The following is a 24,835-nucleotide window of genomic DNA, read 5'->3' on the forward strand; positions in this document are numbered from 1 at the left end:
GCCGATGGGCCGGTGCACCTGTGGCGCGGTCGGGCGGTCCGTGATCGAGCGGTCGATCAGTCGGATAGAGAGCAGAGCGACAGGGCGCCGCCAAGCGCTCCTGCTGGAAATGAGGGGTATGACGCCTTGGACGATAACGCGCGCTTGGGAGATACACGCCGGCCTGACGGGACTCGCACTCCAGGGCCGGGTACACCGAACCTGACGGGTGCTCTGCCTTTTCGTCGGTATATCCAAGGTCAGGAGATGTCGCTCGGGATGCTCCTGCGCCTCGCGGTACGTCTGTGCGATGCGATCTTCCGGGCGCACAGCGAAGCTATCGTCCTCGGCAACTTGAACCCCGATGGCGTCCTGGTGAGTCTGGAAGATGAGAAGGTGTACTTGGCAGACCCCATTCGCACCGGGCAAACGGAAACCGACCGCGATGCCGTATTCTACCTTGCGCCTGAACAAACCGGTCGCTTGAGCAGGCCCGTTGACCTGCGGGCCGACCTGTTCTCGCTGGGCGTGATCCTTTACGAAGCGCTCACGGGCCGGCTGCCAGTGGAGGGTAGGAACAGGCTAGAATGGTTCCACAACCTGATGGCAGGGCGCATCACGCCCCCGAACGAGGTGGATGTACGGATTCCCGTGGTGCTCTCTGACATCGTCATGAAATGCCTTGCCAGGGATCCTGACAAGAGGTACCAGAGCATCGAGGGCATAGGGCACGACCTGCGCCGGTGTCTCGAGGAGTGGGAGCAGCGTAGCAGCATCGCCCCTTTCAAGATAGGCCAGCACGACCGGGGCGACGCCCAGCGCGAGGCTGTCCCTCGATTCCAGGGTTTGGTCGGCTTCTATGGGAGAGAACGAGAGCTTGAGCTGTTGCACCAGGCGTTCGATAGGGTGGCTCGCGGTCCCGCTGAGGCAGTCTTCGTCACGGGACAGGCGGGGATTGGGAAGACCAGGCTGGTTCAGCAGTTCGCCATGAGCGTTCGGACGACGCGGAGCCTTTTCGTAGGCGGGAAGTCTGAGTCTCTTGAGAAGGACGTGCCCTACGGGCCGGTAATAGCTGCCTTCGAGCAGTTGTTTCAGTGGATTGAGGGTCGAGGGAGCGAAGAGCTATCCGCTTGGCGCGAGGTCGTCCTTTCCAAGCTTGGAGCGAACATTCCCTTGGTCACGGCGTTGATACCCGGCATGGAGCGGCTCGTGGGCAGGCACCCGGGGCCAAGGGTGGGCTCGAGCGTGGAAGCTGGGGAACGGCTCTTCTATGCCTTGTCGCAGTTGCTTCAGGTTTTCGCCACCGAGAGCGCGCCTTTGGTGCTCTTCCTCGACGACTTGCACTGGGCGGACCCCGGGTCTCTGAAGCTGTTGGAATCGCTCTTCCTGGAGCACGAGATCGGTCATGTCCTATTGATAGGCACCTATCGGGAGGAAGAACTGCCCTCCGCCCGGTTCCTGGACGCGACGGTCAAGTCCATGGAACGGGCAGCCGCCAGATTCAGCACGATCCGCCTGTCCTCCCTCAGCTGCTCGGACGTCGAGCAGGCGATTGCAGCCAGCCTTTGCTGCAGCGTGGAAGATGCACGGCCGTTGGCCAGATTCCTGTACCAGAAGGCAGGGGGTAACCCGTTCTTTATCCAGGAGCTCCTGCAGGCTATGTACAAGAAGGGGCTGATAGTGCCCGAGCCCGACGAGGCTGCGGCGGCAACCGGTTCCGAGGATGCCGCGCACGTGCGGGGCACAGTCGGCACTACCACGGAGGGCTTTGCGGGCACTGCAGGCAGGGCTTCCACAGGCTGCGTTGTTGACGTTCCCTCTGCTGCGGGCACCGAAGCAGACACGAGCGCGGGCAAAGGCGCGACCGCCCCGGCTACGGTGCACGCAAGCGCAGGCGGGGAGGTCACTGCCGGGACGGCGGACGCAGGCACGGGTGAGGTTGCTGGGGTTGCTGCAAGCACGGGCATGGCGCGCGCCGGCATGGGGCGCGCGGGAAGCATGGCACGCACAGGCGCGGGCGTCTCGCGCAGCAGCGGCGGCGACCGTAGGTGGCGCTGGGACCTCGGCCAGACAGAGCGCGCGGAGATCGCGAGCGACGACGTCACGAGCTTCCTCGTGCAGAGGATCACACACCTACCCGCGGGATGCAGAGATGCGTTGCGACTCGCGGCCTGCATCGGGAACACTTTTGATGTGCCGTTGCTCGCCAAGGTTTCCCGCCAGCCTGAGGCAGTCGTGGAAAGGTATATCGGGGACTGTGTCGCGGAGGGGCTCGTCCAACGACTCGACGGAGGGATATACGGCTTCGTCCACGACCGTGTGCACCAAGCTGCATATCTCGTGACACCCGAGGGAGAACGGAGGGCGATCCACCACCGCCTGGGCTGTCTGATCCTCGAGGAGATAGGGGAGCCACCGGAGGGGGGAGATGTGCCAGGCGCGGCCTTGCCGGCCTTCTTCGCGGCGGTCGGCCACTTGAACTTGGGAATAGAGCTACTAGTCGGTGAGACTGCGAGGATCCGAGGCGCCAGACTGAACCTACTCGCGGGGAGGAAGGCCAAGCAGGCGTCGGCCTTTGTCGCGGCGCTCAAATACCTTACGATAGGGCTGCGGCTGCTGGACGAAGAGTGTTGGAAGACCGACTACCGCTTGGCTTTCCAGCTTCACAGCGAGTACCTGGAGTGCCAGTATCTTTGTGGCCGCTACGACGAATCGGAGAGGCTCTTCCAAGAGCTCCTTGGCCGGGCTCGAGACAAGCTGGATAGGACGCAATTACGTTTGATCGCTATCCTGTTTGCAACGAAGAACGACTTCGATAACCGGGCCATCCAAATCGGCCTTGAAGGGCTAGCAGAGTTGGGGTACCACATCCCGGCTAACCCTTCCGCACTCTACATCGTCCGGGAGCTGCTCAAGGTCAAGAGGCTGATAAAGAGGACGGGGATCGATCGCATACCAGACCTGCCGCCGGCGCGGGATGCGGAAGTCCAGGCTGCTTCGAGCCTGCTATTTGCGATCTCGCCGTGCGCCTACAACAACAGCGGAGATCTGCTCTTCGCCATCGCGCTGAAGATCTGCGAGCTCTCCCTGCGCTTCGGACACTTTCCCAACTCCGGCTCGGGCTACATGGCGCTCGCGATGGTCAGCGTTGTACGTCTGAAAGACTTCCGCATCGGGGTCCCCTTGGGGAGAATCGCCTTGGCGCTTGCTGAACGATACGGGACTCCGGCGGAGAAGTACGTGGTCGACTTTCTCTACGGCACCTTCTTCACGCCCTGGTTGGAACACACCCAAGAAGGCGAGCAGTACCTGGAACGAGCCAAGTCGGGCAGCCTAACCTGCCGCGACTTCACATACGCCGGCTATGCAATGACCTTCTCCCTGGTCTCGAAGCATTTCAGGGGCCTGCCCCTCCCGGAACTCGTGGAGCAAATACAGGAAAGCTTCGCATTCGCATCCAGGGTGAAGGATCCGTACTTCCCGAGCTTCCTGTCGATATACCGGCAGATGGCGCTCGCGCTGCAGGGTCTCACGCAGGCACCGAACAGCCTCAACGACGATTCCTTCGACGAAGAGGGGTTCATCGGGGGAGATGCGGCGTACCACATCAGGGACAAGGAACTCTTCGACTACTACCTGTGCAAGAACCAGCTGTACTACCTCAATGGCGACTACGAGCGGGCGTTGCCTCTTCTCAGGGAAGCCGAGCGTCTGACCAGGCTGTATTTTGGTGAAGTATATCTCGCTGACCACGCCTTCTATTATTGCCTGACGGTCGCTGCCCTGTACCATGCCTTGCCGGTCGGTAAGAGAGTCGCATACTGGCTGCTCCTCCTCAGGAAGCATCGCCAGATGGCGCAGTGGGCACGTCATTGTCCCGCGAACTTCGAGCACAAGCGGCTTCTCATCGAGGCGGAGATGGCCCGGATACGCCGAAGGAACGACAGGGCGGCCTTGCTATATGACCAGGCCGTCAGGTCGGCAAAAGCCTACGGCTTTGTCCAGAACGCGGCCATCGCCAGCGAGTGTGCGGCAAGGTTTTACTACTCGAGAGGCATCGCGGGGATCGCCGAGAAATGCGTGAGGGAGGCGTACGAAGGGTATAGAGCGTGGGGCGCACGGGCCAAGGTCGAGCAGCTCCAGTCCCAGTATCCGTGGCTGGCGGAAGGGGAGCACAGTGCCGCGGGTACCCCACAGCAGGGACCGCTGTCGTCTTTGACGAGCCGCAGCTTGTCTCAGATGGTCGACATGGAGGCGATTTTCCAAGCAGCCCAGCTCCTCTCTGGCGAGATCATCCTGGAAGATCTGTTGAAGAAGATGATGGAGACGGTGGTGCAAGACGCCGGGGCGGGTCGGGGCGCCTTGCTCCTGCCGAAGGACGGGTGCTGGTACGTAGAAGCTCACATGGAAACAGGCCTCCGTGTGGAAAGCGGGCGCCGTGCCGGGATCGATACTCGCGTTGACCCCGTCTCTTGTGCGGGGGACGGCTCTCGTGCGGAAGGCGCTCTTCATGAGGAAAGCGGGTTGAGCTGGGGGCAGGCCCAGGTCCTCCAGTCGTTACCTCTCGAACAGTGCGACTTCTTGCCCCGGTCTGTGATCGATTACGTGGCCAGGAGCGGCGAGACGGTGGTACTGGATGACACGGCCAAATCGGGGGCGTTTGCAGGGGATCCCTATATGGCCGCCAGGCTCCCTTCGTCTGTCCTCTGTCTGCCCATCGTCGGCAAGGGGAAAACCGTGGCCATCCTTTACCTCGAGAACAGCGCGTCCGCAGGCGTGTTCACTCCGGACCGGGTGGAAGTCTTGAAGCTGCTCTCTTCGCAGATGGCCATCTCCATTGAAAACGCGCGCTTGTACGCGGACCTGGAACGATCGCGCGATCAGCTTTCGGAGTGGAATCGGATGCTCGAGCAAACGGTGGCTGAGAGGACCAGGCAGCTGCAGCAAACCAACGAGGAACTCACGAAGGCGAAGGACGCCGCTGATGCCGCCAACCGGGCCAAGAGCGACTTCTTGGCGGTCATGAGCCACGAGATACGCACGCCCATGTATGGTGTCATTGGCACGGCCGAGCTCCTGCTGCAAACATCGCTCGACCGCGAGCAGCGGGAATACGTCTCTGCCATCATGGACGCCTCAGAGGTGCTGCTCACGGTCATCAACGACATCCTTGACTTCAGCAAGATTGAAGAGGGCAAGTTCCGGCTGCAGCCGACAGACTTCCACCTTCCGTCTCTGAGCAAGAACGTTCTAGCTGCGTTGGCGCCTAGGGCGCGCAGCAAGGGGATATCCCTTCGGCACCATCTCGCACCCGATATCCCTAGTTCGCTCCGTGGGGACCCTACTCGCCTGAGCCAGGTGCTTTTGAACCTCTTGAACAACGCTGTCAAGTTCACCGACAAAGGCGGGGTGACGCTTAGGGTTTTCGTGGAAAGCGAGGATGCGGACAGACTGACAGTCCGCTTCGAGGTGCACGATACTGGGATAGGCATACCCCGGGAAGCTCAAGACTCGCTGTTCACGGCGTTCTATCAGGTCGATTCGCCGGCTGCCAGCAAACACGTCCGTGGCGGCACCGGCCTCGGCCTCGCCATTTGCAAGCGCCTCGTGGAACTCATGCGCGGTAGGATTGGCTTCGAAAGCACGGTGGGGCGAGGGTCCACCTTCTGGTTCTCTATCCCATTCGAGCGGGGTCACGCGGAACCTGGGTCTGTTGAGCGACAAGGGCATGGTCAGGGTTGGAGTCATCTCCCGGGGAGATGGCAGGCGGCGCATGGGGATGCCTTCGTCAGCGGCCTAGCGTCAACGCAGGCAGGAGCTCGGGCGGAAAGAAGCGAGGGAGTGGGCACCGTGCTTGTGGCTGAGGACGATGTCGTCAACCGGCGACTCATCGTATCGCAGCTGGGGAAGCTGGGCTTTGCGACCGAGGTCGCGTGTAACGGCAAGGAGGCGGTGGAGGCCTACTCAAGGGCGCGTTACGCGCTCGTCCTGATGGACTGTCAAATGCCTGTGATGGATGGCTACGAAGCGGCCATGGCCATACGGAAGATGGAGACAGCTGGGAGTGGCCCGCGGGGGCGAACCCCCATAATCGCCACAACTGCTGGTACAATGCCGGGAGAAGAGGAGAAGTGCCTCGAGGCTGGGATGGACGATCTTCTGAGGAAGCCCATCAGGATACGGGATCTTCAGGCAGTGCTGGAGCGCTGGCTACCCGGCGCGGGCGCGGGTATCGAGGCCGATGCCGATGTCGCCGCTCCAAGCACGGATGCCGACGCGAAGGGGGCGCGCCTGGTCGAGTCGTTTGTGTCGGCGTTTGTTGATCCTGCCAGGCGCAGCCAATTCAAGGAACTGATAGGCGGCGATGGGGATTTCCTCATCGAGCTCCTGGAGACCTTCTTGCGGGACGTGCCCGCCAAGCTCGCTGCGCTTCGAGAGGCGCTCGCCCGGGAAGACGCCGCGACTGTGCGACGACATGCCCACGGCATGAAATCCAGCGCATACCTGTTGGGGCTCAGCAGGCTCGCCTCCCTGTGCGAGCAGTTGGAACGCGCCGCTGCCGTCGCTGCAGCCGCGCCTGCTGGCCGCGAGGTTGCCGAGGTTGCCGGAGGCGCCGGGGGAGACAGCCCCGGCACAGAGACCGGGATCGACAGGCCCGACATTGGGATCGGGATGCGGGTGGCGGCGATCGGCGAGTGCGCGGACGCTGCGTCTACCACTGCGGACACGAACGCTCTGGAAAAGCTGATGGCGGCCGTTGAAAGCGATTGCAGGCAGCTTTGCGGGAGCATATCGGCATTCCTCGAAGACGCGCGACGCAATCCAGCCTAGGTATGGTGCCGCGAGTCTTCTTTTCGTGAAGGTGCCAGGGTTGCCGGCGCTCGCACGACGGGGGTGGTCGCGTTCACCGGTAGTGGAACTTGTATCCTATCCCCCTGACCGTGACGATGTAACGAGGGTTGGACGGGCCCGGCTCGATCTTCTTGCGAAGCCTGCTCACATGGACCATGACCGTCCTGTAGTCGGCGTCGTACTTGAACTGCCAAACCGACTCCAATAACTGGTGGTATGAGAACACCCGGTTCGGATTCTGTGCGAGCAGGGCGAGAAGCTCGAATTCCTTGTTGGTGAGAGCAACCGGCGAGCCGCCTACCAGGACCGTACGGCCTAAGAGATCTATCTCCAGACCGGGGTAAGAGATCCTTTCCTTCTCTTGCTCTTTCCTGTCGCTCCATCCGGAGACCCCGAGCGCGCTGCTTGACTGGCGGCTCCTGCGCAGGTGCGCTTTCACGCGTGCTATGAGTTCCTTCGGGTTGAAGGGCTTAACCACGTAGTCGTCCCCACCAACACCCAGGCCAAGCACAACGTCGGAAGAGTCTCCCTTCGAAGTCAGGAATATTATCGGGACGTCGCTCTTCTTGCGTATCTCTCGGCATATTTCTATGCCGTCGATGTCAGGCAGGAGTATATCAAGGATGATGAGCGCTGGGTCATGAAAACGAATGAGCTCGAAGACGCTGCCACCGTCTTTCCCCACGACGACGCGAAAACCCTCTCGCATCAGGTGGTGCTCGATCACCTTCCTCACTACTGCTTCGTCGTCAACCACTAAGATAGTCTCGCCGGCCATGAGCTCCTCCTGCCAGGTCGTCACGTCAAGCAGTTATTCTCTTCGTTCGAGCCATTTCCTCTTTGGTGAACAAGATGCCAGTGCCCGTGAAGACGGACCTACCTGGCGACCGAGTGATTGAGCTCGCGCGACCGGACATCCGTTCCGGTCCCGACATCTGCATGAAGAGCACGCCGCCTTTCTTACTCCCGGCATCGAACACGCAGGACGAGCGCGAGCTCTGCTCGGTGAGAGGCGACGTCGCGAGACGGCACCGCGGACGGGTGCTCGGCACCCGAGACCGAGACACCCGAGGCCGCCCCAGTCGGAGAGAGGAGTGAGAGGCGCCCGCACTGCTCGTTGTTGAAAAGGGGGAACGGAGCTGACGCCGCGGCTCCGTTCCCCGAGAAGACCCGCTCTTCAGAGTGCCTGATGTTCCTATTTGGTCGGGTAGAAGAACTTGCTTATGCGTTGGTCGTTCATGTTGTCCCGCGTAGCGATGACGGTGCTGCAGAGGACCTTCGACGGGACGTAGTCGGCCCGTCCGTTCAGGATTCTATGTCATTCCTCATCTTTCACAGGGAAATCACGCATCTTGCCGGTGTCATCGATCGATCTCCACCGATGGCAGGGCGGGTTGCGGCGGCTTTGCGCCTAACCAGGGCCGCCGCGCGGCAGGAATTGCAATCCACCCGGCGAAAGCACAGAACATGGTACCGCAGTAGAGGCCACAACTCGGATCATGTCGGGCCGGTGCGTTTTCGGCGGGTAGTGGTTGGTCCCTCGAGAGACTAGACAAGCGAGCAAGAGTCGCAGGCGCGCCGGTTCAGCGAGGAGGGTGCCTATGGAGAACTTCGTCTTTCAGAACACCACTAAGGTCATCTTCGGTAGAGGCACGGAAGAGCAAGTCGGGCAGGAGGTAAGGCGGTACGCCAAGAAGGTGTTGCTGCACTACGGCGGTGGGAGCATAAAGAAGACCGGCCTGTACGACAGGGTCATGAATTCCATTGCCGAGGCTGGCGTTGCCGTTCACGAGCTGGGTGGCGTCAAACCCAACCCCAGGGTGGACCTGGTGAGGAAGGGCATCGCGATCTGCCGAGAGAACGGAATCGGCTTCATACTTGCGGTGGGAGGCGGCAGCGTTATCGATTCCGCCAAGGCGATTGCCATCGGCGTCCCCTATCAGGGAGATGTGTGGGACTTCTATGCCGGCAAAGCTGAGATCGAGAGCGCCCTGCCGGTCGGGGTGGTCCTGACCATACCGGCTGCCGGTAGCGAGACGAGCGGCGCATCCGTTATCACAAACGAGGAGGGTCACTACAAGAGGAACGTTGGCCATGAGGTGCTTCGCCCCAAGTTTGCCATCCTCAACCCGGAGCTTAGCTTCACCCTTTCAGCTTATCAGACCGCATGCGGGGTCGCGGACATCATGGCCCACGTCATGGAAAGGTACTTCACCAATGCGGAAAACGTCGACCTTACCGACAGGCTGTGCGAGGGCACTCTCAAGACGCTGATTTACAACGCCCCGATCGCGATTCAGGAGCCGACCAACTACGCGGCCCGTGCCGAGATCATGTGGGCCGGCACGATTGCTCACTGCGACCTTCTCGGGACCGGCCGTGTTGAGGACTGGGCTTCCCACATGATCGAGCACGAGCTCAGCGGGATCTACGACGTTCCCCACGGCGCCGGCCTTGCGGTGGTGTTCCCCGCCTGGATGAGGTATGTATACAAGCGGAACATCGGCAGGTTCGCGCAGTTTGCGGCGAGGGTCTGGAACGTCGAGCCTGATTTCACCTCCCTGGAGAAGACAGCTCTTGCCGGAATCGAGAGGCTCAAGGGATACTTCCGGTCGATCGGGTTGCCGGTCACCCTCAAAGAGCTCGGGATCCCCGAGGACAGGCTCGAGGAGATGGCTGCCAAGTGCACTGAGCGTGGCCCTGTGGGTAGCTTCGTGAAACTCGGGAAAGACGATGTCCTGAGCATATACAATTTGGCGAGGTAGGCGAGTCTTGCGAGGCAGCCGGGCGCGCGCGGCAGGACGCGCCGCGCCCGGCCACTTCGAGGTTTTGAGCATTTGAACGCGCTGCACGCGGCTGCACGCGCCGCAAGCGCGCCGTCCCCCGAGCGTAGAGCGTAGCACCTGCAACCCGGGGCAGGGCCCCTCCGTCGAAAAGTCGCGGGAACTCTTGGCTACATGCTTACAACTAGACTCCTTGGCAGCGCCCGTCGAGCGCGTCCAGCACTCCGAGAAGCGCCCCGTATTGCACCTGGACGAGGTCGCGAATGGGAACGACCTCGTACTGCAGGTTGGTCTCGATGTCTTTTGCCCATTCATCGATGCACGCCTCGAGTTCGTCGCAGGCGCGCCTCACGGCGCTGCCGCTCCTCCCGCCCCCCGTCGCGGCAAGCTGTGCCTTAAATGCCCGCTGCAGCATTCCGCCAAGGAGCATTCTGTAGAACCCGCTTACCCAAAGGGCGTCGGCCTTTTGAGCCACCGTAGCCGGTTCGTCCATCCCCGGTGCTTCCTTCACCCACTTCTCCTGGCTCGGGAGAGACTTGAGCTCCGACTCGACGAACACCGTGACGGCATTGAGGAATATGGCGCCTTCCGTCATTTCCCCCTTGGTCTCGGTGAGTAGGCGCTCGAGTGTCCCGAGGATGCTCCTTGCCCTCTCGATCCCCTGGAGGAGGACTTCGCCTCGCCTCTCGTCAATTCGCGACGTGTTCCCGATCTTCGGGGATTTGAAGTAAGGAGCCTCGGTCACGAGGCAGAACGGAGAACTCACACGCTCCGCGAATTCGAAGCTCGACGCGCCGCCCGTTATGTACGAGGCAGGGTCGCCTTCGGCATACTTCTCGTAGTAATCGTATGAATCAGTCGCCTTCGGGACTCTGTACACCGCCGGGTGAAACTCGACAGCCCACGGCATCTCCGGTTCGCCCAGGGACATCGGAAGCCCGCGCTCGGTCGGAATGCGATGGAGAGTCCGGTAGAGGCTTGGGAGCGGCTCTGAGATGTAATAGTACACGCCGCCGAAGCCCGCGTTGTGCAGGGAGTACATCACATCCGGCTTTGCGATCTGGATGGCATTCATCAGGGCCCTTGTCTCCGGCGTCGGGTCGTTCCAAACGAACGTCTTGTATTCAATAGGGAAGGTCCACTCGACCTGGTCCTGGGGACGAGGCCGGTAATAATGTCTTGCGTAGTTCCTGATATTGAATGGCCCCTTGAACCATCCCTCGTTCAACCTCGTCCCGTCCGGGTCAACGCACGGGAGAAGGTGCCAAGTGCGTCCTTCCCTGAGAGCTTCGTTGACGATGAGCTCCTCGCTGAGGAAGCTCACCAGCATGGCGCCGACAGGCTCGTTCGGATGAGGGCAAGCAAAGACCATTACGTGACGAGGACCGTTCCCGATGGTGAGCATGGGTATCGCATCGCCTCTGGTGGACGTGCCGACTACCTCGTAACGGGCCATTTCAGGGTGGGCCTGGCTCACGGATCGTGCGTGATCGAAGAGCTCATCCACTGTTAAGAAACGCTGGTAAGAAGGTACTCGGGAAAGAAGGAGATCGATGTCCAAGACGCTTACCTCCCTGTCTTGTGCCCGGCGCGGCTTTCCTCAATGTATGAAGTCGTGCGATGTGTAGAGTCATGTGTAGAATCACGCCGCGCCACCGCGTCACACGGTCATACGGCCTCACCGGCGCGCGTTAGTGGAGCTGCCTGCTCAAGCGCGGGTCCAGCGCGTCTCTCAGCGCGTCTCCAACGAAGTTGAAGCTGAGCACGACGAGGAATATGCAAAGACCCGGCCACACAATGAGATTGGGATTGAGCAGGATGAAATCCTTGCCTTCACTTACCATCGCACCCCATTCAGGCGTTGGGGGTTGGACCCCGAAACCCAGGAATCCCAGGGAAGCCGACGACAGTATCGCGGAAGGGATTCCGAGCGTCGCCGATACTATCACCGGGGTCAGGACGTTGGGAAGCACGTGCTTGAACATGATCCTAGCGTCCCCGCACCCCGTGGCCTTGGCGGCTTGCACCAGGTCGGTCGTCTTGAGGGAGAGCACCTGCGCGCGGACGAGCCTGGCATACATTGGCCAGCTCACAACGCCCAGCACCCACATGACATTGAATATGCTCGGGCCGAAGAGCGCCATCACGGCTATCACGAGGATGAGGAAGGGAAAGGAATAGAACACCTCAACCAGGCGCATCACAGCCTGGTCAACCCAGCCCCCGTAGTATCCGGAGATGAGCCCCAAGCACGTGCCGAGTGCGCTCGCTATCGAGACCACGACCACCCCTATGAGCAGCGAGATGCGCGAGCCGTATATCAGCCGGGACAGGATGTCTCGCCCGAAGTTGTCGGTTCCCAGGATGTGCCCGGGTGTTCCAGGCGGCTGATTGGGGTTTGCAAGATCCATGGCGTACGGGTCGCAAGGGGCGACCCATGGAGCAAACACGGCGGCCAACACAAAGATGGCGACCATCACCGCCCCCACCACGCCGAGCCTGTGCCGGGTGAACATCTTGCCGAAACGGATGGTCTGTGTCTCTATGTGCACTACCTCTCGTTCCATGTTACTCATATTTGATCCTCGGGTCAATGAAAATGTACAGTAGGTCGGTTGCCAGCGTAACCAGGACGAAGCCCACCGCGAACACCAGCACCGTGCCCTGGATAAGGGGTATGTCTCGTTGCTTGACCGCGTTCACGGCGAGCATGCCTAGACCCGGCCACGAGAAAATGGTCTCGGTTATGACAGCGCCGCCCATCAGCGATCCGAACTGCATGCCGAAGGTGGTCACCACCGGGAGCAGCGCGTTTCGGAGAGCGTGCTTGTATAACACGACCTTCTCCGCGACCCCTTTTGCGCGTGCGGTCCGTATGTAATCTTGAGCGAGTGTCTCCAAAACGCAGGCCCGCGTCAACCTGGTCAGGATCCCCGCCATTGAAGCCCCAAGGGTTATGGCGGGCAGTACGATATGCCTCGCGAACTCAAGGAATCCGGCATCAAGCCCAGACATACCTCGTATGGGGAGCCAGTGGAGCTTGAGACCGAAAGCGATTATGAGGAGCAGGCCGAGGTAGAACCCAGGCAGGGACACTCCGACTATGGCAAGGGTGCTGCACACATAGTCGAAAACGGACCGCGGCTTTGCAGCAGCAATGACTCCCAGCGGAAGGGCGATTATCAGCGCTATCACGGCCGACGCTGTGGCAAGGATCAAAGTATTCGGAAGCCGCTCTTTTATTTGCGTGGCGACGGGACGCCGAAACGTGATGGAGCGACCCAGGTCTCCCCTCGCAAGCCGCGCCATGTAGTCCGCGTACTGGACGTACCACGGTTTGTCCAAGCCCAGCTCGACTCTGAGCTTCTCTATGTTTTCAGGGTTAGCGGTCTCTGACCCAAGCATAAGGTTGATTGGATCGCCAGGGGCGAAGCTCACCATAGCAAAGACTATGAACGTCACGCCAATCAAGACAGGGACTGTCACAGCCAAACGACGGATTATATGCTTGAGCACCGTGTTTCTCCCTTTCGGGCCTCCTAGGGTTTAGGGTTTGGGGTTTAGGGCCTAGCGCTTCTGGGGCTTTACATCAACCGCGTTCATCACCCTCGTGACCTTCATCATCCTCATCCTCATGCGGGCAACCACGCGGACAACCATCCCTGACAAGCGATGGGAGATAAAACGGGGCGCCAACCGGGCGCCCCGGCCACACCGTCACGTCCATCACGTCCGGACGCGCAAGTCTGTCTCCCGGGCTCACTTGGAAAGCCACACGTTGTTCTCGATAGATACCAGGTACAGGCCGCCCCACGGCGGAACCCAATCGTGGACCTTCTTGTTGCAGACGGAGTACCCCCACTCGAAATACAGGGGGATGGCAGCCCGATCCTCCATGATCTTGCGCTGCGCCTGCTTCCACAGGCTTTCAAGCTTTTTCTCGTTTGTGGTCCCGAGCGCTTGATCGAGCAAGGAATCCACCTGCGCACTCGAATAGAAGTGAGTATTGGACTTGCCTATCATGCTGCTGTGGAACAGGGAATGAAGGCCGGTTGTGCCGGCGTAACTGAAATCAAAGAACACGCCGGTATTGCCCTTGATGAGGTCGTCCACCCACACCGCCATGTCCTGCTGCAGCACGGACGCGTCTACGCCGAGCGCTTTCAGCTGCGTGGCAAGGATCGTGAGCACCCTCACCTGCGAGCCGGGGATGGTCTTGATCTGCACTTTCAGCGGCTGTCCCTTGCGGTCGAGTATCCCATCGCCGTCACTGTCCTTGAAACCGGCCTTGGCAAGCTCTGCGAGGCCTGCCTTGGGGTCGTATGGCCACAGGCTCTTGAGGCTTGGGTCGTAGCCGAAGGGAACCCAGGGCGGGCATTGGCCATAGGCCCTCTCCCCGAAATTCCCTATAACGGACTTCACCGCGCTATCGATATCGAGCATCTTCGCTATCGCGTCGCGAACAGCCCATTCGTTAAATGGAGGCGTCTTCACGTTGATCCCGAGACCCCGGTACGATCCGCCGCGGGACAGAAGCACGAGATTTGGATCTTTCGACAAGGTCCCCATGGAATCCACATTGAAAATGTAGGGAACCACGTCGACCTCGCCCGCACTGAGGGCCATGGTCTGCACCGTCGGATCGGGGATGACCACGAATTCAACCCTGTCGAGATGAACCGGGAGCCAGTAGTTTGGATTCTTCTCAAGGACGAGACCTTGGTCTGGCGTGAAGCTCTTCAGCTTGAAGGGGCCGGTTCCGATGGGCGTCTTGGCCACACCGTCCTCGCCCAGCTTCTCGACGGCTTCGTGGGGCATGATGACCACTCTCGCCAGGCGGTTGGGATCGTTGACCAGGAACGGCTCCGGCCGCTTCGTCTTGATGACGACGGTATACTTGTCTTGCGCCTTGACGCTAGCGATGTCACCCAGGACAAATGCGGTGCTCACCTTGCGGAAGCGCTCGATGGAGTACACGACGTCGTCTGCGGTCATCTCGCGCTTGGTTCCCTTTGGAAACACTGCGTTCCCGTCGTGGAAGAGGACACCCTTACGAAGGTGGAAGATCCACGTCGTGTCGTCGGGATTCTCCCAGCTCTCGGCGAGGTGCGGTATGGGTTTGAAGTTATTCTTACTCAGAATGAATAGCGGGTCATAGACGAGGGTGCATGCATCGATCTCGTCATTGGCAGCGGTTTTGTACGGATCGAGTTGCTGGATCGAGGAGGCGGCGATACGCAATGTGCCGTCGTCCCTTGCCTGTGCCATCACTGCCGGAGGCACGCCGAACGCGATGAGAACGAGTAGAAGGACTGTGAGTACGCCCAAAGCTGCGCGGCCTTTCCGCATATTCTGCATATGTACAGCCCGCATATGTAACGCCTCCCTTGCCAGCATATCAGGACGTTTTCATACTTTATACCACCAAACCATATCTCAGTCAAGACGTCCGCGCCTGCGCGGCCTGCGTACCTGCGCGCCTGCGCACCGCGGCGCACCTCCCTAAGAATTCGGTACGCAGGCGCGCCAAAGGCCAAGCATAGGCGCTCCGTCGCGCAGGAGCTGGCAACTTCAGCGCTCTCAAGAAAAGAGACGAAAACCTCCGGCATCACGTTTAGAAGAGATTCGTGCGAATCCGCATGTACCGAGCAGGAAAATCACCGCTTCCCTCGAACAAACAGAGAGGAATTCACAGAGTTATATGATATCATGATAGTACCACTTGTTATCTTTCATGTGTTTACCGGGGGTTGCCGACGAGCCGACAATAGTCCTGCAAGTGCATAGGGGTATGGGGATGATCGACAGGCTCAGTAATATTCCGCTGTACGTGCAAGTGTATGACGCCATGAGAGACAACATCGTCTCGCACAGGTGGCTGCCTAGGCAGCGCCTGCCTTCGGAGGCCGAGTTGGTCGAGCAGTTCAACGTCAGCAGGATCACAGTGCGACGTGCCGTCGACGAGCTCGTGCGCGATGGCTTGGTAATTCGGCAGAAAGGTCTCGGCGCTTTCGTCGCGCCGCCGAGGCACTCATCTAGCGTGACGATGCTGACGAGCTTGACGGAGGACTTAATCGAAAAGGGCTTCCACCCGGGAACCGAGATCCTGGATTTCTCGGTCGTCCCTGCTGCTGTGGAAGTGGCTCAACGCCTCAACTTGTCCCCGGGGGAGCAGGTGTTTCGCGTCGAACGTCGTCGTTTTGCTGACGACAAAGTCGTGGCGCTGAACCTATCGTACATCCCGTATACCGTCTGCCCGAAGCTTTCTCGGGAAGACGTAGCTGTCGGGTCCTTGTACGGGGTGCTCGAGGCCAAATACGGGCTTTCTATCAGGAAGGCAAGCCGTGACTTCGAGATGGTCGAGGCGGGCGAGTACGAGGCGCGGTTGCTGGAAATACCAGCGGGAACGCTGATCCTCAGGATCACTGGCACCGTCTCGACCGGGGACGGGAAAGCCGTGGATTATCATATCAAGCACTACAAGTAGTCCAGGGAGTGGTCCAAGAACGGGGCGGCATGGTATGGTCTGGCCGAAAGATGGCATGGGCTGGCCGACAGGTCTACCGGCGTCGAGTGTCGTGTGGATTTCGGGATTTCCTCTTAAGTTCCTATTCAAGGTAGTCGTCCCTGGCGGCCAGCTGACGCCGCTATCCGGAGGATGAAAACGGCAACTGACTGCTGTTTTCAGGACAGTTGAGGTCTGAACGACCGCGTCTACTCGTATCTCATCTCACGTCACACGCTGAACCCGATGCGCGCTCTTTGTTTGGGGCGCCATCGGGTTCTTGCGTTGCGCGCGCCCGGGGTCATCCAGGGGCTTTGGACGGCTTGGTTCCGGGCATTGTTTTTATCCGCATAAGAAGGAGAAGCAGACTTGAGAGCGAATATTACTATAACAGCAGGCTTCTATGATGTTATAACAAGACCCGCCAAGCTGGTCTTTTGTAACAGGGCCTGATGCTGGTGCGAGTTCTGCGACCGGCCTTGAAGCCCCGTCAAGGCATTACACTAGGCCAGCGGGGCGTGGGCAGCCAATAGAATGACTTAATGAGTTGAGGAGGGGATTCCGTTGGGTGGCAACCGGAAAGGCGGCGCCATGTGGCGGCTCGCCGGGACGAGCGAAGGCATGGAGTTATGGTGGGATTCAAATCCGCTGATATACGAAGCGTGGTGCGCGAGGTTCATCGCCTCGGCTCCCCAGGGCCAACAAGACGAGCTTCGTGAAGAGCTGAGGGGAATGTGGGACGCGGCCGCGGATCCGACCGGCTGGGTCTTCAAGGGAGTGACCACTAATCCTCCGCTGACGAAGGCGGTATTTCAGGACTATTTGAAGGACGAAGGGGTATCAATCATAAAGGATATCCGACGAGGCAACCCCTCGCTTGGCCATCAAGAAGTAGCGTGGGAAGCTTATAAGGAAGCTGCCCGGAGGGGGGCGCGCCGGTACCTTCCGCTTTTCGAGCGATCTGAGTACCGATACGGCTATGTATGCGCGCAGGTTGACCCGAGGTTGTGCAGTGACGCTCCGGCAATGGTCCGACAGGCTCTCGAGCTTTGGGCGTTGGAACCTAACATCATGATAAAGGTGCCTGCCTCCCGGGCGGGCGTCGCGACCATGTGTATTCTCACTGCCCTTGGGGTCCCAACCAACGCGACGCTTTCGTTCACCGTTCCCCAGATAATGGCTGTGGCGCGCGCCGTGAGGAAGGGCAAGCAACTGGGTGAGCAGCTTGGTACGAGCTACGCCAAGTGGCGGTCGGTCATTACCTTCATGGTCGGCCGGTTCGAGGACGCCGAGACGTTCCGGAGCCAGGCGACGGAGAAGGGCATTCAGCTAACAGACGAGATGAAGCGGTGGTCAGGAATCGCCATAGCCACGAAGGCGTGCAGGCTGCTGGAGGACGGCGGGTACCCGTCCAAACTGCTCATAGCGTCGAGCAGGGTGGGGCCGACCGTCGGCGGGCAGCAGCGAATATGGCACATAGAGCAGCTAGCCGGACGGAACATCGTGTATACGATGAACCCGGAGCTCATCCAGGCATTCATGCAGCTTTATGCCAACTTGCCCCTGGAGAATAAGTCGAATCAGGATCCGGTACCGCCGGCCGTGCTAGAGCAGTTGCTGCGTGTTCCCTATTTCGCCCGGGCATATGCTGAAGACGGCCTGCGCGAAGACGAGTTTGACTCTCTCGAGCCTTTTGTTACCACTTATCGACAGTTCTCTGGCGCTATGACGAGTCTCGAATCGTATGTTCAGAGCGTCCTCGGGGCATAGCCGCTGCTCCGACCAAAGAGAGACTCGAGGGACGGGCCGAACGGTCCGGACTCGGTAGCCGCTGCCAGCGCGCGACTGTAGCCAGAGCGGGACTCCGCGCCCCGGGCGCGATCGCCACGAATGGGGCGAATACAATGCTAACGTAAGGGGCTAAGAAAGCTGTGGGCTGCACTGACAGTTCGAAAATCCATGCGATCGAGATGATTGCCAGACAAATAAGACGGGACGCCATATGGATGAGCACGAAGGCAGGCTGCGGACACTTGGCCCCGGCGCTGTCGGTGGCTGACATCGTGGCCGTCCTGTACGGGGGGATCATGAGACATGATCCCAAGAACCCTGCATGGCCCCAAAGAGACAGATTCATTCTCAGCAAAGGGCACGGATGTTTGGCGCTCTACTCCGTGCTGTCCCAGATGGGCTATTTCGACAGGCGACTGCTCGGAGGGTTCTGCTCTGAGTACGGCACGATGCTCGCCGGTCACCCGGAGAGGAGCCTGCCTGGCGTTGAGGCCAACACAGGATCCCTAGGCCACGGAATCGCGCTAGGCCTGGGCATGGCCTTAGGAGCCCGCCTGGACGGCCTGGACTACCTTGTTTTCGTGCTGGTGGGCGACGGCGAACTCGAAGAAGGCAGCAACTGGGAGGCCGCGATGGCCGCTGCCCGGCATGAGGCAGGCAACCTTGTGGTCATCGTGGACCGGAACGGGCTGCAGCTGGGAGGCTTCACTGAGAAGATAAGCCGCCTGGAGCCCCTTGACCAGAAGTGGCAAGCCTTCGGGTGGAACGTGAAGACCGTGAACGGCCACGACATCCCCGAGCTGATGGCGACCATAGCAAGCGTCCGGCACGCGCAGGCCCAGCCCACCGTCGTAATCGCTCACACGGTTAAGGGGAAGGGACTGGAGATAGCGGAAAACAAGGTGGAATGGCATTACAAAGCGCTCACTCGAGAGCAGTACAACGCACTGGATCCGGAAGTGCGACTGGAGGTGCTCTAATATGGCTGAGTATGCATCAACGCGGATGGCTGAGTATGCATCAACGCGGAGCGCCTTCATAGCGGCACTGCTTGAGTCCGGGAGAAAGAATACCAGCATAGTCGTGGTAAGTGCGGATTCTGAGTCGCGTTACGGCGAATTCGTCAAGGAGTTCCCAGACAGGAGCTTCAACGTGGGCATCTCTGAGCAAACCATGATAGGGGTCGCGGCTGGTCTGGCTCTGACTGGCAAGACAGCCGTGGTGACTGCCTACGCGAATTTCCTGGCCTTCAGGGCATTGGAGCAAATACGGGTCGACATCGCCGCGGAGAAGCTCGATGTTAAGCTCGTCGGTACCGACACAGCCTTCTCCGCCGGCTGGTCGGGCTACACTCATCTGGCCTTGGAGGACATGGCCGCGATAAGGGCCCTCCCCAACATCGTGATCGTGGATCCTGCGGACGGCAACGAGGCGTTTGAGGCCACGCGGGCCATGTTCGAGTACCGCGGGCCAGTCTACATACGTTTACGTGGGAGACAGAAAGACCCCGTGCTTCCCGTTCCAACGAGACCATTCGCCATAGGGCGGGGGGAGGTCCTGGTGGAGGGCAAGGACGTGCTGATCGTTGCCTGCGGCAGTGCGGTATACGAAAGCCTGAAAGCAGCGAGCCTGCTCCAGGCCCAGGGATGGAGTCCCGCGGTTGTGAAGATGTCCACGATTAGGCCCCTGGACGGTGAGCTTCTCCTTGAACTGACCGGGCGCATACAAAGGGTGGTGACTGTGGAGCACCACAATATCGTTGGCGGTCTCGGAAGCGCCGTGGCGGAGTTCATGTCCGAGGCAGGCATAGGCGGGCGGCTTCTCAGACTGGGTGTGACGAACGGTTTCTGCAGGGCCGGATCGGAAGACATGTTGAAGAAGGCGTTATCTCTGGACGGCGAGGGCATAGCTTCAGCCGTAAGCCACTTCTTGCTCAAAGAGAAATGATCAAGGAGAAATGACTATGAAAGTGATTGTCGGGGCTGACCATCTGGGTTTCGAGTTGAAGGAGACCATAAAGTCTCATCTGAGGGAGAAAGGGATAGACGTTATAGACGCGGGCACCTACGACACGAATCCTGTGGACTATCCTGACGTCGGCCTTGCGGTGGCGAGGAGGGTGGCAGCCGGGGAGGCCGAGAGGGGCATCCTAGTATGCGGCACGGGGATCGGCATGGCTATCGTGGCCAACAAGGTCCCCGGCGTGAGAGCGGCCCAGTGTCACGATGTGTATTCCGCGGAGCGAGCCAGGAAGAGCAACAACGCGCAGATCATGACCCTGGGTTCCTTGGTAGTGGGACCCGAGCTGGCGAAGAAGCTCGTAGACGTGTGGCTGGAGTCCGAATTCCAAGGGGGCAGATCCGGGCCGAAGGTCGAGAAAATCAACGCGATAGACCGTATGTACCGCAAAGACGAGGGGGCCGTCTAACGGCCGCTGGCCGCCACGGTCCTTCACAGAAGTCCCGTCGCTTTTGCGTGCGCGGCCGAGGCCGCGCGCTTGTCCGGTGCTCGCGGCTGCCCGTCGGTGCCCATCGCTGCTCGTCGGTGCTCGCCGGTGCTCGCACGCGGTATGTCTCGCTGGCTTCTCATGCTTCTCTTACGCGTGTGCGAGACAGACCCGCGAGAGAAGGACGCCGCCTCGTGACCCGGAGACTGCCCGGTGAGGAATCCGCCGATCTGCCGGTCGGCGGCGGCTGGAATGTGCAAGCCGAAAGGAGGGGAGACAAGGGGGAAAGAGTGACGCGGACGTGATATCGCAGGCGGGCGCTGGCGCGCGATGGTGGACAAACGCCAACGAAAACGCCAACGGACTGTGGGGTGCCATGAATGAAAAGGTACGAATGTGACCTTCACTGCCATACTGTTAGGTCCGACGGGAACGATACGCCGAAGGAACTGATAGACAACGCAGCTACACTGGGTGTAAGGGTCGTAGCCATTACCGATCATGACGTGCAGCCGCCTTTGCACGTTGATGTTAACGGGGGTAGTGTGGACATACATTCGTACGCACGGGAACAGGGCGTCGAGGTTGTGCTGGGTTATGAGTTTTCGTGCGACACGTACGTGGACGACGTCCATGTGTTGGGCTACAGAATGGACTGGAACAGCGCCCTCCTAGCCGAGGAGGTAAGGCGTGCCCGCGAGAGCAAGACCGAGGCTTACAGGCGCCTGTGCGAGAGGCTGACCCTGAAGGGCATGCCGGTGGATTTCGACAGGGATGTGCTGGCGGTCCCGGGTCCGGACGGGCAGGTTGTATTTCGGGATCCCGACGACGTTGAGAGGAAGCACGTTTTCGAGGCCATGGCCAGAAAGGGCTACGCCCCGAGTTGGAAGGACGCGAAACTGCTCGTCAGGGACGACCCGGAATTGAACGTCAGAAGAGAGAAGATCGATCCAGGCGAAGCCATCCGCCTCATTAAGGAGCTAGGGGGGACAGCAGTCCTTGCCCATCCGCTCCTCATAGATGAGATAATCCGGTACCCGGACGGGAAGGTCTTGACGCGCGAGGAATACATTGCGAGGCTCATAGCCCAAGGCCTGGATGGAATAGAGGCACGTTACACGTATGGCAAGACAAGCTACAAGGGCCGCATGTCCGACGCGGAGGCCGAGGACTACATCCGCCGAGAATACACCGGCAAAGTCAAGATCATCACCGGCGGCTCGGACTACCACGCAGACGCACGAAAGGGCGTGAACAACCCCAGATACATTGGGGAGGCCGGCATATCCTTCGAAGAATACGAGGCGATCAGGCCTTTCCTTACGCGATAGATGAATAAACAGTCCACGATAGACGGGTGAGCGAAGCGGCGGCTGGGTTCAGCGGAGGGTGTCGGATCATCGCGGAGCTTCCGTTCAGTGCACCTTAGGGCCTGGTTTACCTTCGCGCCGCCGCCTGACCCCGCGCCCGGTAGCCCTTCCCATTTCTTGAGGACCCTGTAGGATGTGCTGAACGTTGCGTGGCACCGTCCTAGCAGCCCGACTGCGTATCTCTCACCGTGAATGTCGAGGCCGAGCACGCGGGCCATCATGTGTTCCGCCACCCACATCCAACCAATGTGTATGACCAACACGTCGATCAGCGCACAGACACATTTACGTTCACATCGGCGGTTCCCTCCTAGATCCCTCCATAGTCCCATCTTGTATAGTCCCATCTTGCCGTAACGGAGCCGGGAACCACTTCCCCAAGCCCCGTGAACTCTGGGCACCGTGCAATCGGCGATCGGCTATATCTGTAATAGACAAAAATTGCCGTCATCTTTCATCGTTATGGACAAAGGATTCTGTGTGTATGCGGTGAAATAGTGCACCAAACGAGTTCTAGCAGATATGGCCCTGATCAGGCGGCAACAAATCGGTTTCTCGCGGGGGAATAGTGTGAACTCTCGAATTGAACGCTCGCGTGTCAGAGAAGTGATGGGCAGGGTCATCGAGATCCGGAGAAAGGTTCATGCCCATCCTGAACTCGGGTATGAGGAACACGAGACCTCGAAGCTGGTTTCGGAGGTTTTGGAGCCTTTGGGCTTAGAGGTCAGAACAGGAGTGGCCGGCACAGGGGTCGTAGGCGTCCTGCACGGCCGCGATACCGGGCATACTGTGGCGCTTAGGGCAGATATGGACGCACTGCCGATAACCGAGGACACCGGGCTGGCGTTTTCCTCCACTGTCCCAGGGAAGATGCATGCGTGTGGGCACGACGGTCACGTGGCGATGCTGCTCGGAACTGCGATGGTTCTATCTGGAGTGAGGGACCTCATTCACGGTAGCGTGAAGTTCATATTCCAACCTTCAGAGGAACGCACAGGCGGGGCGCTTCCAATGATCGAGAGAGGAGTGCTCGAGGACCCTGATGTCGACGCGATTTTCGCGGCGCACCTGTGGCCGGACGTTCCCTTTGGTTGCGTCGGAGTGCACGAGGGACCAGCTATGGCCGCGCTCGACGAGATACATATCGAGATCTATGGCAAGGGTGGACACGTAGCAACTCCTCACAGGAGCATAGACGCAGTACTAGGCGCGGCCTCATTCATTTTAGAGCTGCAATCCATTGTCAGCCGGGAAATCGACCCGACTGAACCCGCGGTTGTAAGCATCGGACAGGTATGCGGAGGGACGGCATACAACGCGATTGCGGATAAGGTCATGCTGGGCGGGACCGTTAGAGTCGTAAACCCAGACCTACGCCAGGTTATGGAGAAGAAGATCTCCGACAGGCTCCGTGGTCTTCAAGAGAGTTACGGAATACAGCACAGCTTCGAGTATAGATTCGGATATCCGCCCGTGGTGAACGACCATGAGATGGCGAGGTTTGTGCGAGAAGTGGCGGGAGAGTTGCTCGGAAGGGACAAGGCTTTCCAGATAGCTCGTCCGGTGATGGCAGGAGAGGATTTCGCATACTATCTCGAGCGCGTCCCAGGGGCCATCTTCCTTCTCGGGATAGGTGATAGCAGTGTTGGGAACCACCCTTTACATCATCCGAAGTTCATGTTCAACGAAGATGTCTTGGAAGTTGGGGTATGGGTCCTGTCGCAGATCGCAGTGAGCTACCTGGAGAGATTCAAAAGCCCACGGCGGGACCATGACCGGATCGCTAGACCATAAGAGACGTTAACACGTGGGAGGTGGTGGCGAAGGGCTGAGACAATGCGGCAGTGAATCCCGTGGCGGCCTTCAGACGAAACCATATTGACTTTAAGGAGGGCGGTTTCAAGTGTTCAGACGGCTTTCGATCGCAACTATTGTAGCTGTCCTGTTGGTCACAAGCCTAGCCCCCATTGCGATTGGTGCTGAGCCTACCTACAAAATAGGCCTGGTGGCGCCATTCACAGGTCAAGGGTCTATTCTCGGAGACTACATCAAGAATAGCTTCGTGATGGCAGTTGACGAGATCAATGCCGCCGGTGGAGTCAGGGGACGCAAAATAGATTACGTGATCTACGATGACGCCGCCTCGCCGGCTACGTCGATTAACGTCGTAACCAAGGCGATCGTCAATGATAGAGTGGAAGCGCTTTTCGGTCCGAATATGTCCAGCTGCGTCTTGGCTGTTCACCAGGTAGCATGGGACAATAGGGTCCCGATGCTGGTGGGTGCCACGTCTCCCTCGTTCGGTTACGACAGGGTCGGGAACCCGTGGCTCTTCAGACTACGTGCCGACGATGATGTAAAGGTCGTAAACCTCGTTAAATACGCGGTTGAAGTCATGAAGGTCAAGAAGCCCGGGATTATCCACGGCTCGACTGACTACTGCATCGTCGCCAGGGACGTTGCCATAAGAGAGTTCAAAAAGTACGGTATTGATGTCGTGGCCGCCGAGCAAATCAAGGAAGGCGAGAAAGATGCCACCGGCCAACTTCTCAAGATAAAGCGAGCTGGCGCGGATGCGCTCATTGGGCTCACGCATGAGCCGGAAGCCGCGGTCTCGGTGAGGCAGGCCAAACAACTCGGCTTGAACGTGCCCATAATCGGCTTTTCGGCTTGGGGAGTCCCCGCGTTTACCGACCTCGCGGGCGATGCCGCAATCGGTGTCATTTCTGTACAGGGCTTTACGCCCGAGTACAAGGACCCCAAGGTCCAGGAGTTCGTGAAGAAATATCAGGCCAGATGGGGTCAGTTGCCGAGCGACCCTGCTCAGGCATACTACGATGGCGTTTACATCCTCGCCCACGTCATAAACCAGGTGGGATTCGACCGTGAGGCGATCCGCAAAGGCCTTGAGACTCTCAAGGATTTCAACGGCGTCCAGGGCAAACTCACCTGCGACAGTAAGCACAACTTCACGAACTTCTCGTTGATCTCTAGGTTCAAAGGAGACCGCTGGGAGATAATCGATGCCATATTCTAAAAGACTGCATGTCTAGGGTGACCTGGGGTGTAGCTGGAGCGCATGCTCGGTGCACCCCAGGGCCTACCCTGT

15 protein-coding genes are annotated in these 24,835 nt (G+C 59.6%); 10 read left to right on the forward strand and 5 right to left on the reverse strand.

Annotation, left to right across the window (positions count from 1 at the left end; genetic code table 11):
• Window positions 1-258 precede the first annotated feature (258 nt).
• Window positions 259-6,810, forward strand: a complete 6,552-nt coding sequence (locus GX515_08965; GenBank protein ID HHY33126.1) for an AAA family ATPase — start codon at window positions 259-261, stop codon at window positions 6,808-6,810.
• 73 nt (window positions 6,811-6,883) lie between these two features.
• On the opposite strand, the gene GX515_08970 is transcribed toward GX515_08965, so the two are convergent.
• Window positions 6,884-7,609, reverse strand: a complete 726-nt coding sequence (locus tag GX515_08970) for a response regulator transcription factor (GenBank protein ID HHY33127.1) — start codon at window positions 7,607-7,609, stop codon at window positions 6,884-6,886.
• Between the two features lie 823 nt (window positions 7,610-8,432).
• Between GX515_08970 and GX515_08975 the strand changes: the two genes are divergently transcribed.
• The gene (locus tag GX515_08975) at window positions 8,433-9,596 is read left to right on the forward strand and encodes an iron-containing alcohol dehydrogenase (protein HHY33128.1); all 1,164 of its coding nucleotides are present in this window, start codon (window positions 8,433-8,435) and stop codon (window positions 9,594-9,596) included.
• 202 nt (window positions 9,597-9,798) lie between these two features.
• Here the strand turns inward: GX515_08975 and GX515_08980 are convergent, their stop codons facing one another.
• The 4 genes from GX515_08980 to GX515_08995 all read right to left on the reverse strand — a co-directional run bounded on the left by GX515_08980 (window position 9,799) and on the right by GX515_08995 (window position 14,942).
• A complete protein-coding gene (locus GX515_08980) occupies window positions 9,799-11,175 on the reverse strand; it encodes a hypothetical protein (protein ID HHY33129.1) in 1,377 nt (458 codons plus the stop codon).
• 130 nt (window positions 11,176-11,305) lie between these two features.
• On the reverse strand, window positions 11,306-12,190 hold the full coding sequence (locus tag GX515_08985) for an ABC transporter permease (GenBank protein ID HHY33130.1): 885 nt from the start codon (window positions 12,188-12,190) through the stop codon (window positions 11,306-11,308).
• Window positions 12,183-13,130, reverse strand: a complete 948-nt coding sequence (locus GX515_08990) for an ABC transporter permease (GenBank protein ID HHY33131.1) — start codon at window positions 13,128-13,130, stop codon at window positions 12,183-12,185. The genes GX515_08985 and GX515_08990 overlap by 8 nt, the downstream gene beginning before the upstream one ends.
• Window positions 13,131-13,373: 243 nt before the next feature.
• Window positions 13,374-14,942: an ABC transporter substrate-binding protein gene (locus GX515_08995; GenBank protein HHY33132.1), complete on the reverse strand. Its 1,569-nt coding sequence runs from the start codon at window positions 14,940-14,942 to the stop codon at window positions 13,374-13,376.
• 469 nt (window positions 14,943-15,411) lie between these two features.
• Here GX515_08995 and GX515_09000 point away from each other — a divergent pair, with 469 nt between their 5' ends.
• The 8 genes from GX515_09000 (at window position 15,412) to GX515_09035 (ending at window position 24,763) form a co-directional block, all read left to right on the forward strand.
• Entirely contained in the window at window positions 15,412-16,101 is a 690-nt protein-coding gene (locus GX515_09000) for a GntR family transcriptional regulator (protein ID HHY33133.1), read from the forward strand.
• A gap of 609 nt (window positions 16,102-16,710) precedes the next feature.
• Window positions 16,711-17,889 carry a transaldolase gene (locus GX515_09005; GenBank protein HHY33134.1) on the forward strand — a complete coding sequence of 393 codons (1,179 nt, stop codon included), beginning with the start codon at window positions 16,711-16,713 and terminating at the stop codon, window positions 17,887-17,889.
• A gap of 200 nt (window positions 17,890-18,089) precedes the next feature.
• Window positions 18,090-18,890, forward strand: a complete 801-nt coding sequence (locus GX515_09010) for a transketolase (protein ID HHY33135.1) — start codon at window positions 18,090-18,092, stop codon at window positions 18,888-18,890.
• 25 nt (window positions 18,891-18,915) lie between these two features.
• Window positions 18,916-19,857 (forward strand): transketolase, encoded by a 942-nt coding sequence (locus tag GX515_09015; protein ID HHY33136.1) that lies wholly within the window; start codon window positions 18,916-18,918, stop codon window positions 19,855-19,857.
• Window positions 19,858-19,873: 16 nt separating this feature from the next.
• The gene (gene rpiB / locus GX515_09020) at window positions 19,874-20,338 is read left to right on the forward strand and encodes a ribose 5-phosphate isomerase B (GenBank protein ID HHY33137.1); all 465 of its coding nucleotides are present in this window, start codon (window positions 19,874-19,876) and stop codon (window positions 20,336-20,338) included.
• Between the two features lie 398 nt (window positions 20,339-20,736).
• A complete protein-coding gene (locus GX515_09025) occupies window positions 20,737-21,687 on the forward strand; it encodes a PHP domain-containing protein (protein ID HHY33138.1) in 951 nt (316 codons plus the stop codon).
• Window positions 21,688-22,296: 609 nt separating this feature from the next.
• Window positions 22,297-23,520, forward strand: coding sequence for an amidohydrolase (locus GX515_09030; GenBank protein ID HHY33139.1), 1,224 nt, complete (start codon window positions 22,297-22,299; stop codon window positions 23,518-23,520).
• Between the two features lie 109 nt (window positions 23,521-23,629).
• Entirely contained in the window at window positions 23,630-24,763 is a 1,134-nt protein-coding gene (locus tag GX515_09035; protein HHY33140.1) for an ABC transporter substrate-binding protein, read from the forward strand.
• Window positions 24,764-24,835: the final 72 nt, after the last annotated feature.

This window comes from Bacillota bacterium (genome assembly GCA_012842395.1).
In the GTDB taxonomy this organism is placed as follows: domain Bacteria; phylum Bacillota; class SHA-98; order UBA4971; family UBA4971; genus UBA6256.

What these genes read in the sequence shown, in the direction of transcription:
- GX515_09000 (HHY33133.1), top strand. Translation starts at nt 15,412, where the DNA reads ATGATCGACAGGCTCAGTAATATTCCGCTGTACGTGCAAGTGTATGAC.
- GX515_09015 (HHY33136.1), top strand. Translation starts at nt 18,916, where the DNA reads ATGGCTGAGTATGCATCAACGCGGAGCGCCTTCATAGCGGCACTGCTT.
- GX515_08970 (HHY33127.1), bottom strand. Translation starts at nt 7,609, where the DNA reads ATGGCCGGCGAGACTATCTTAGTGGTTGACGACGAAGCAGTAGTGAGG.
- rpiB (HHY33137.1), top strand. Translation starts at nt 19,874, where the DNA reads ATGAAAGTGATTGTCGGGGCTGACCATCTGGGTTTCGAGTTGAAGGAG.
- GX515_08985 (HHY33130.1), bottom strand. Translation starts at nt 12,190, where the DNA reads ATGAGTAACATGGAACGAGAGGTAGTGCACATAGAGACACAGACCATC.
- GX515_09010 (HHY33135.1), top strand. Translation starts at nt 18,090, where the DNA reads ATGATTGCCAGACAAATAAGACGGGACGCCATATGGATGAGCACGAAG.
- GX515_09005 (HHY33134.1), top strand. Translation starts at nt 16,711, where the DNA reads ATGTGGCGGCTCGCCGGGACGAGCGAAGGCATGGAGTTATGGTGGGAT.
- GX515_08965 (HHY33126.1), top strand. Translation starts at nt 259, where the DNA reads ATGCTCCTGCGCCTCGCGGTACGTCTGTGCGATGCGATCTTCCGGGCG.
- GX515_09025 (HHY33138.1), top strand. Translation starts at nt 20,737, where the DNA reads ATGAAAAGGTACGAATGTGACCTTCACTGCCATACTGTTAGGTCCGAC.
- GX515_08975 (HHY33128.1), top strand. Translation starts at nt 8,433, where the DNA reads ATGGAGAACTTCGTCTTTCAGAACACCACTAAGGTCATCTTCGGTAGA.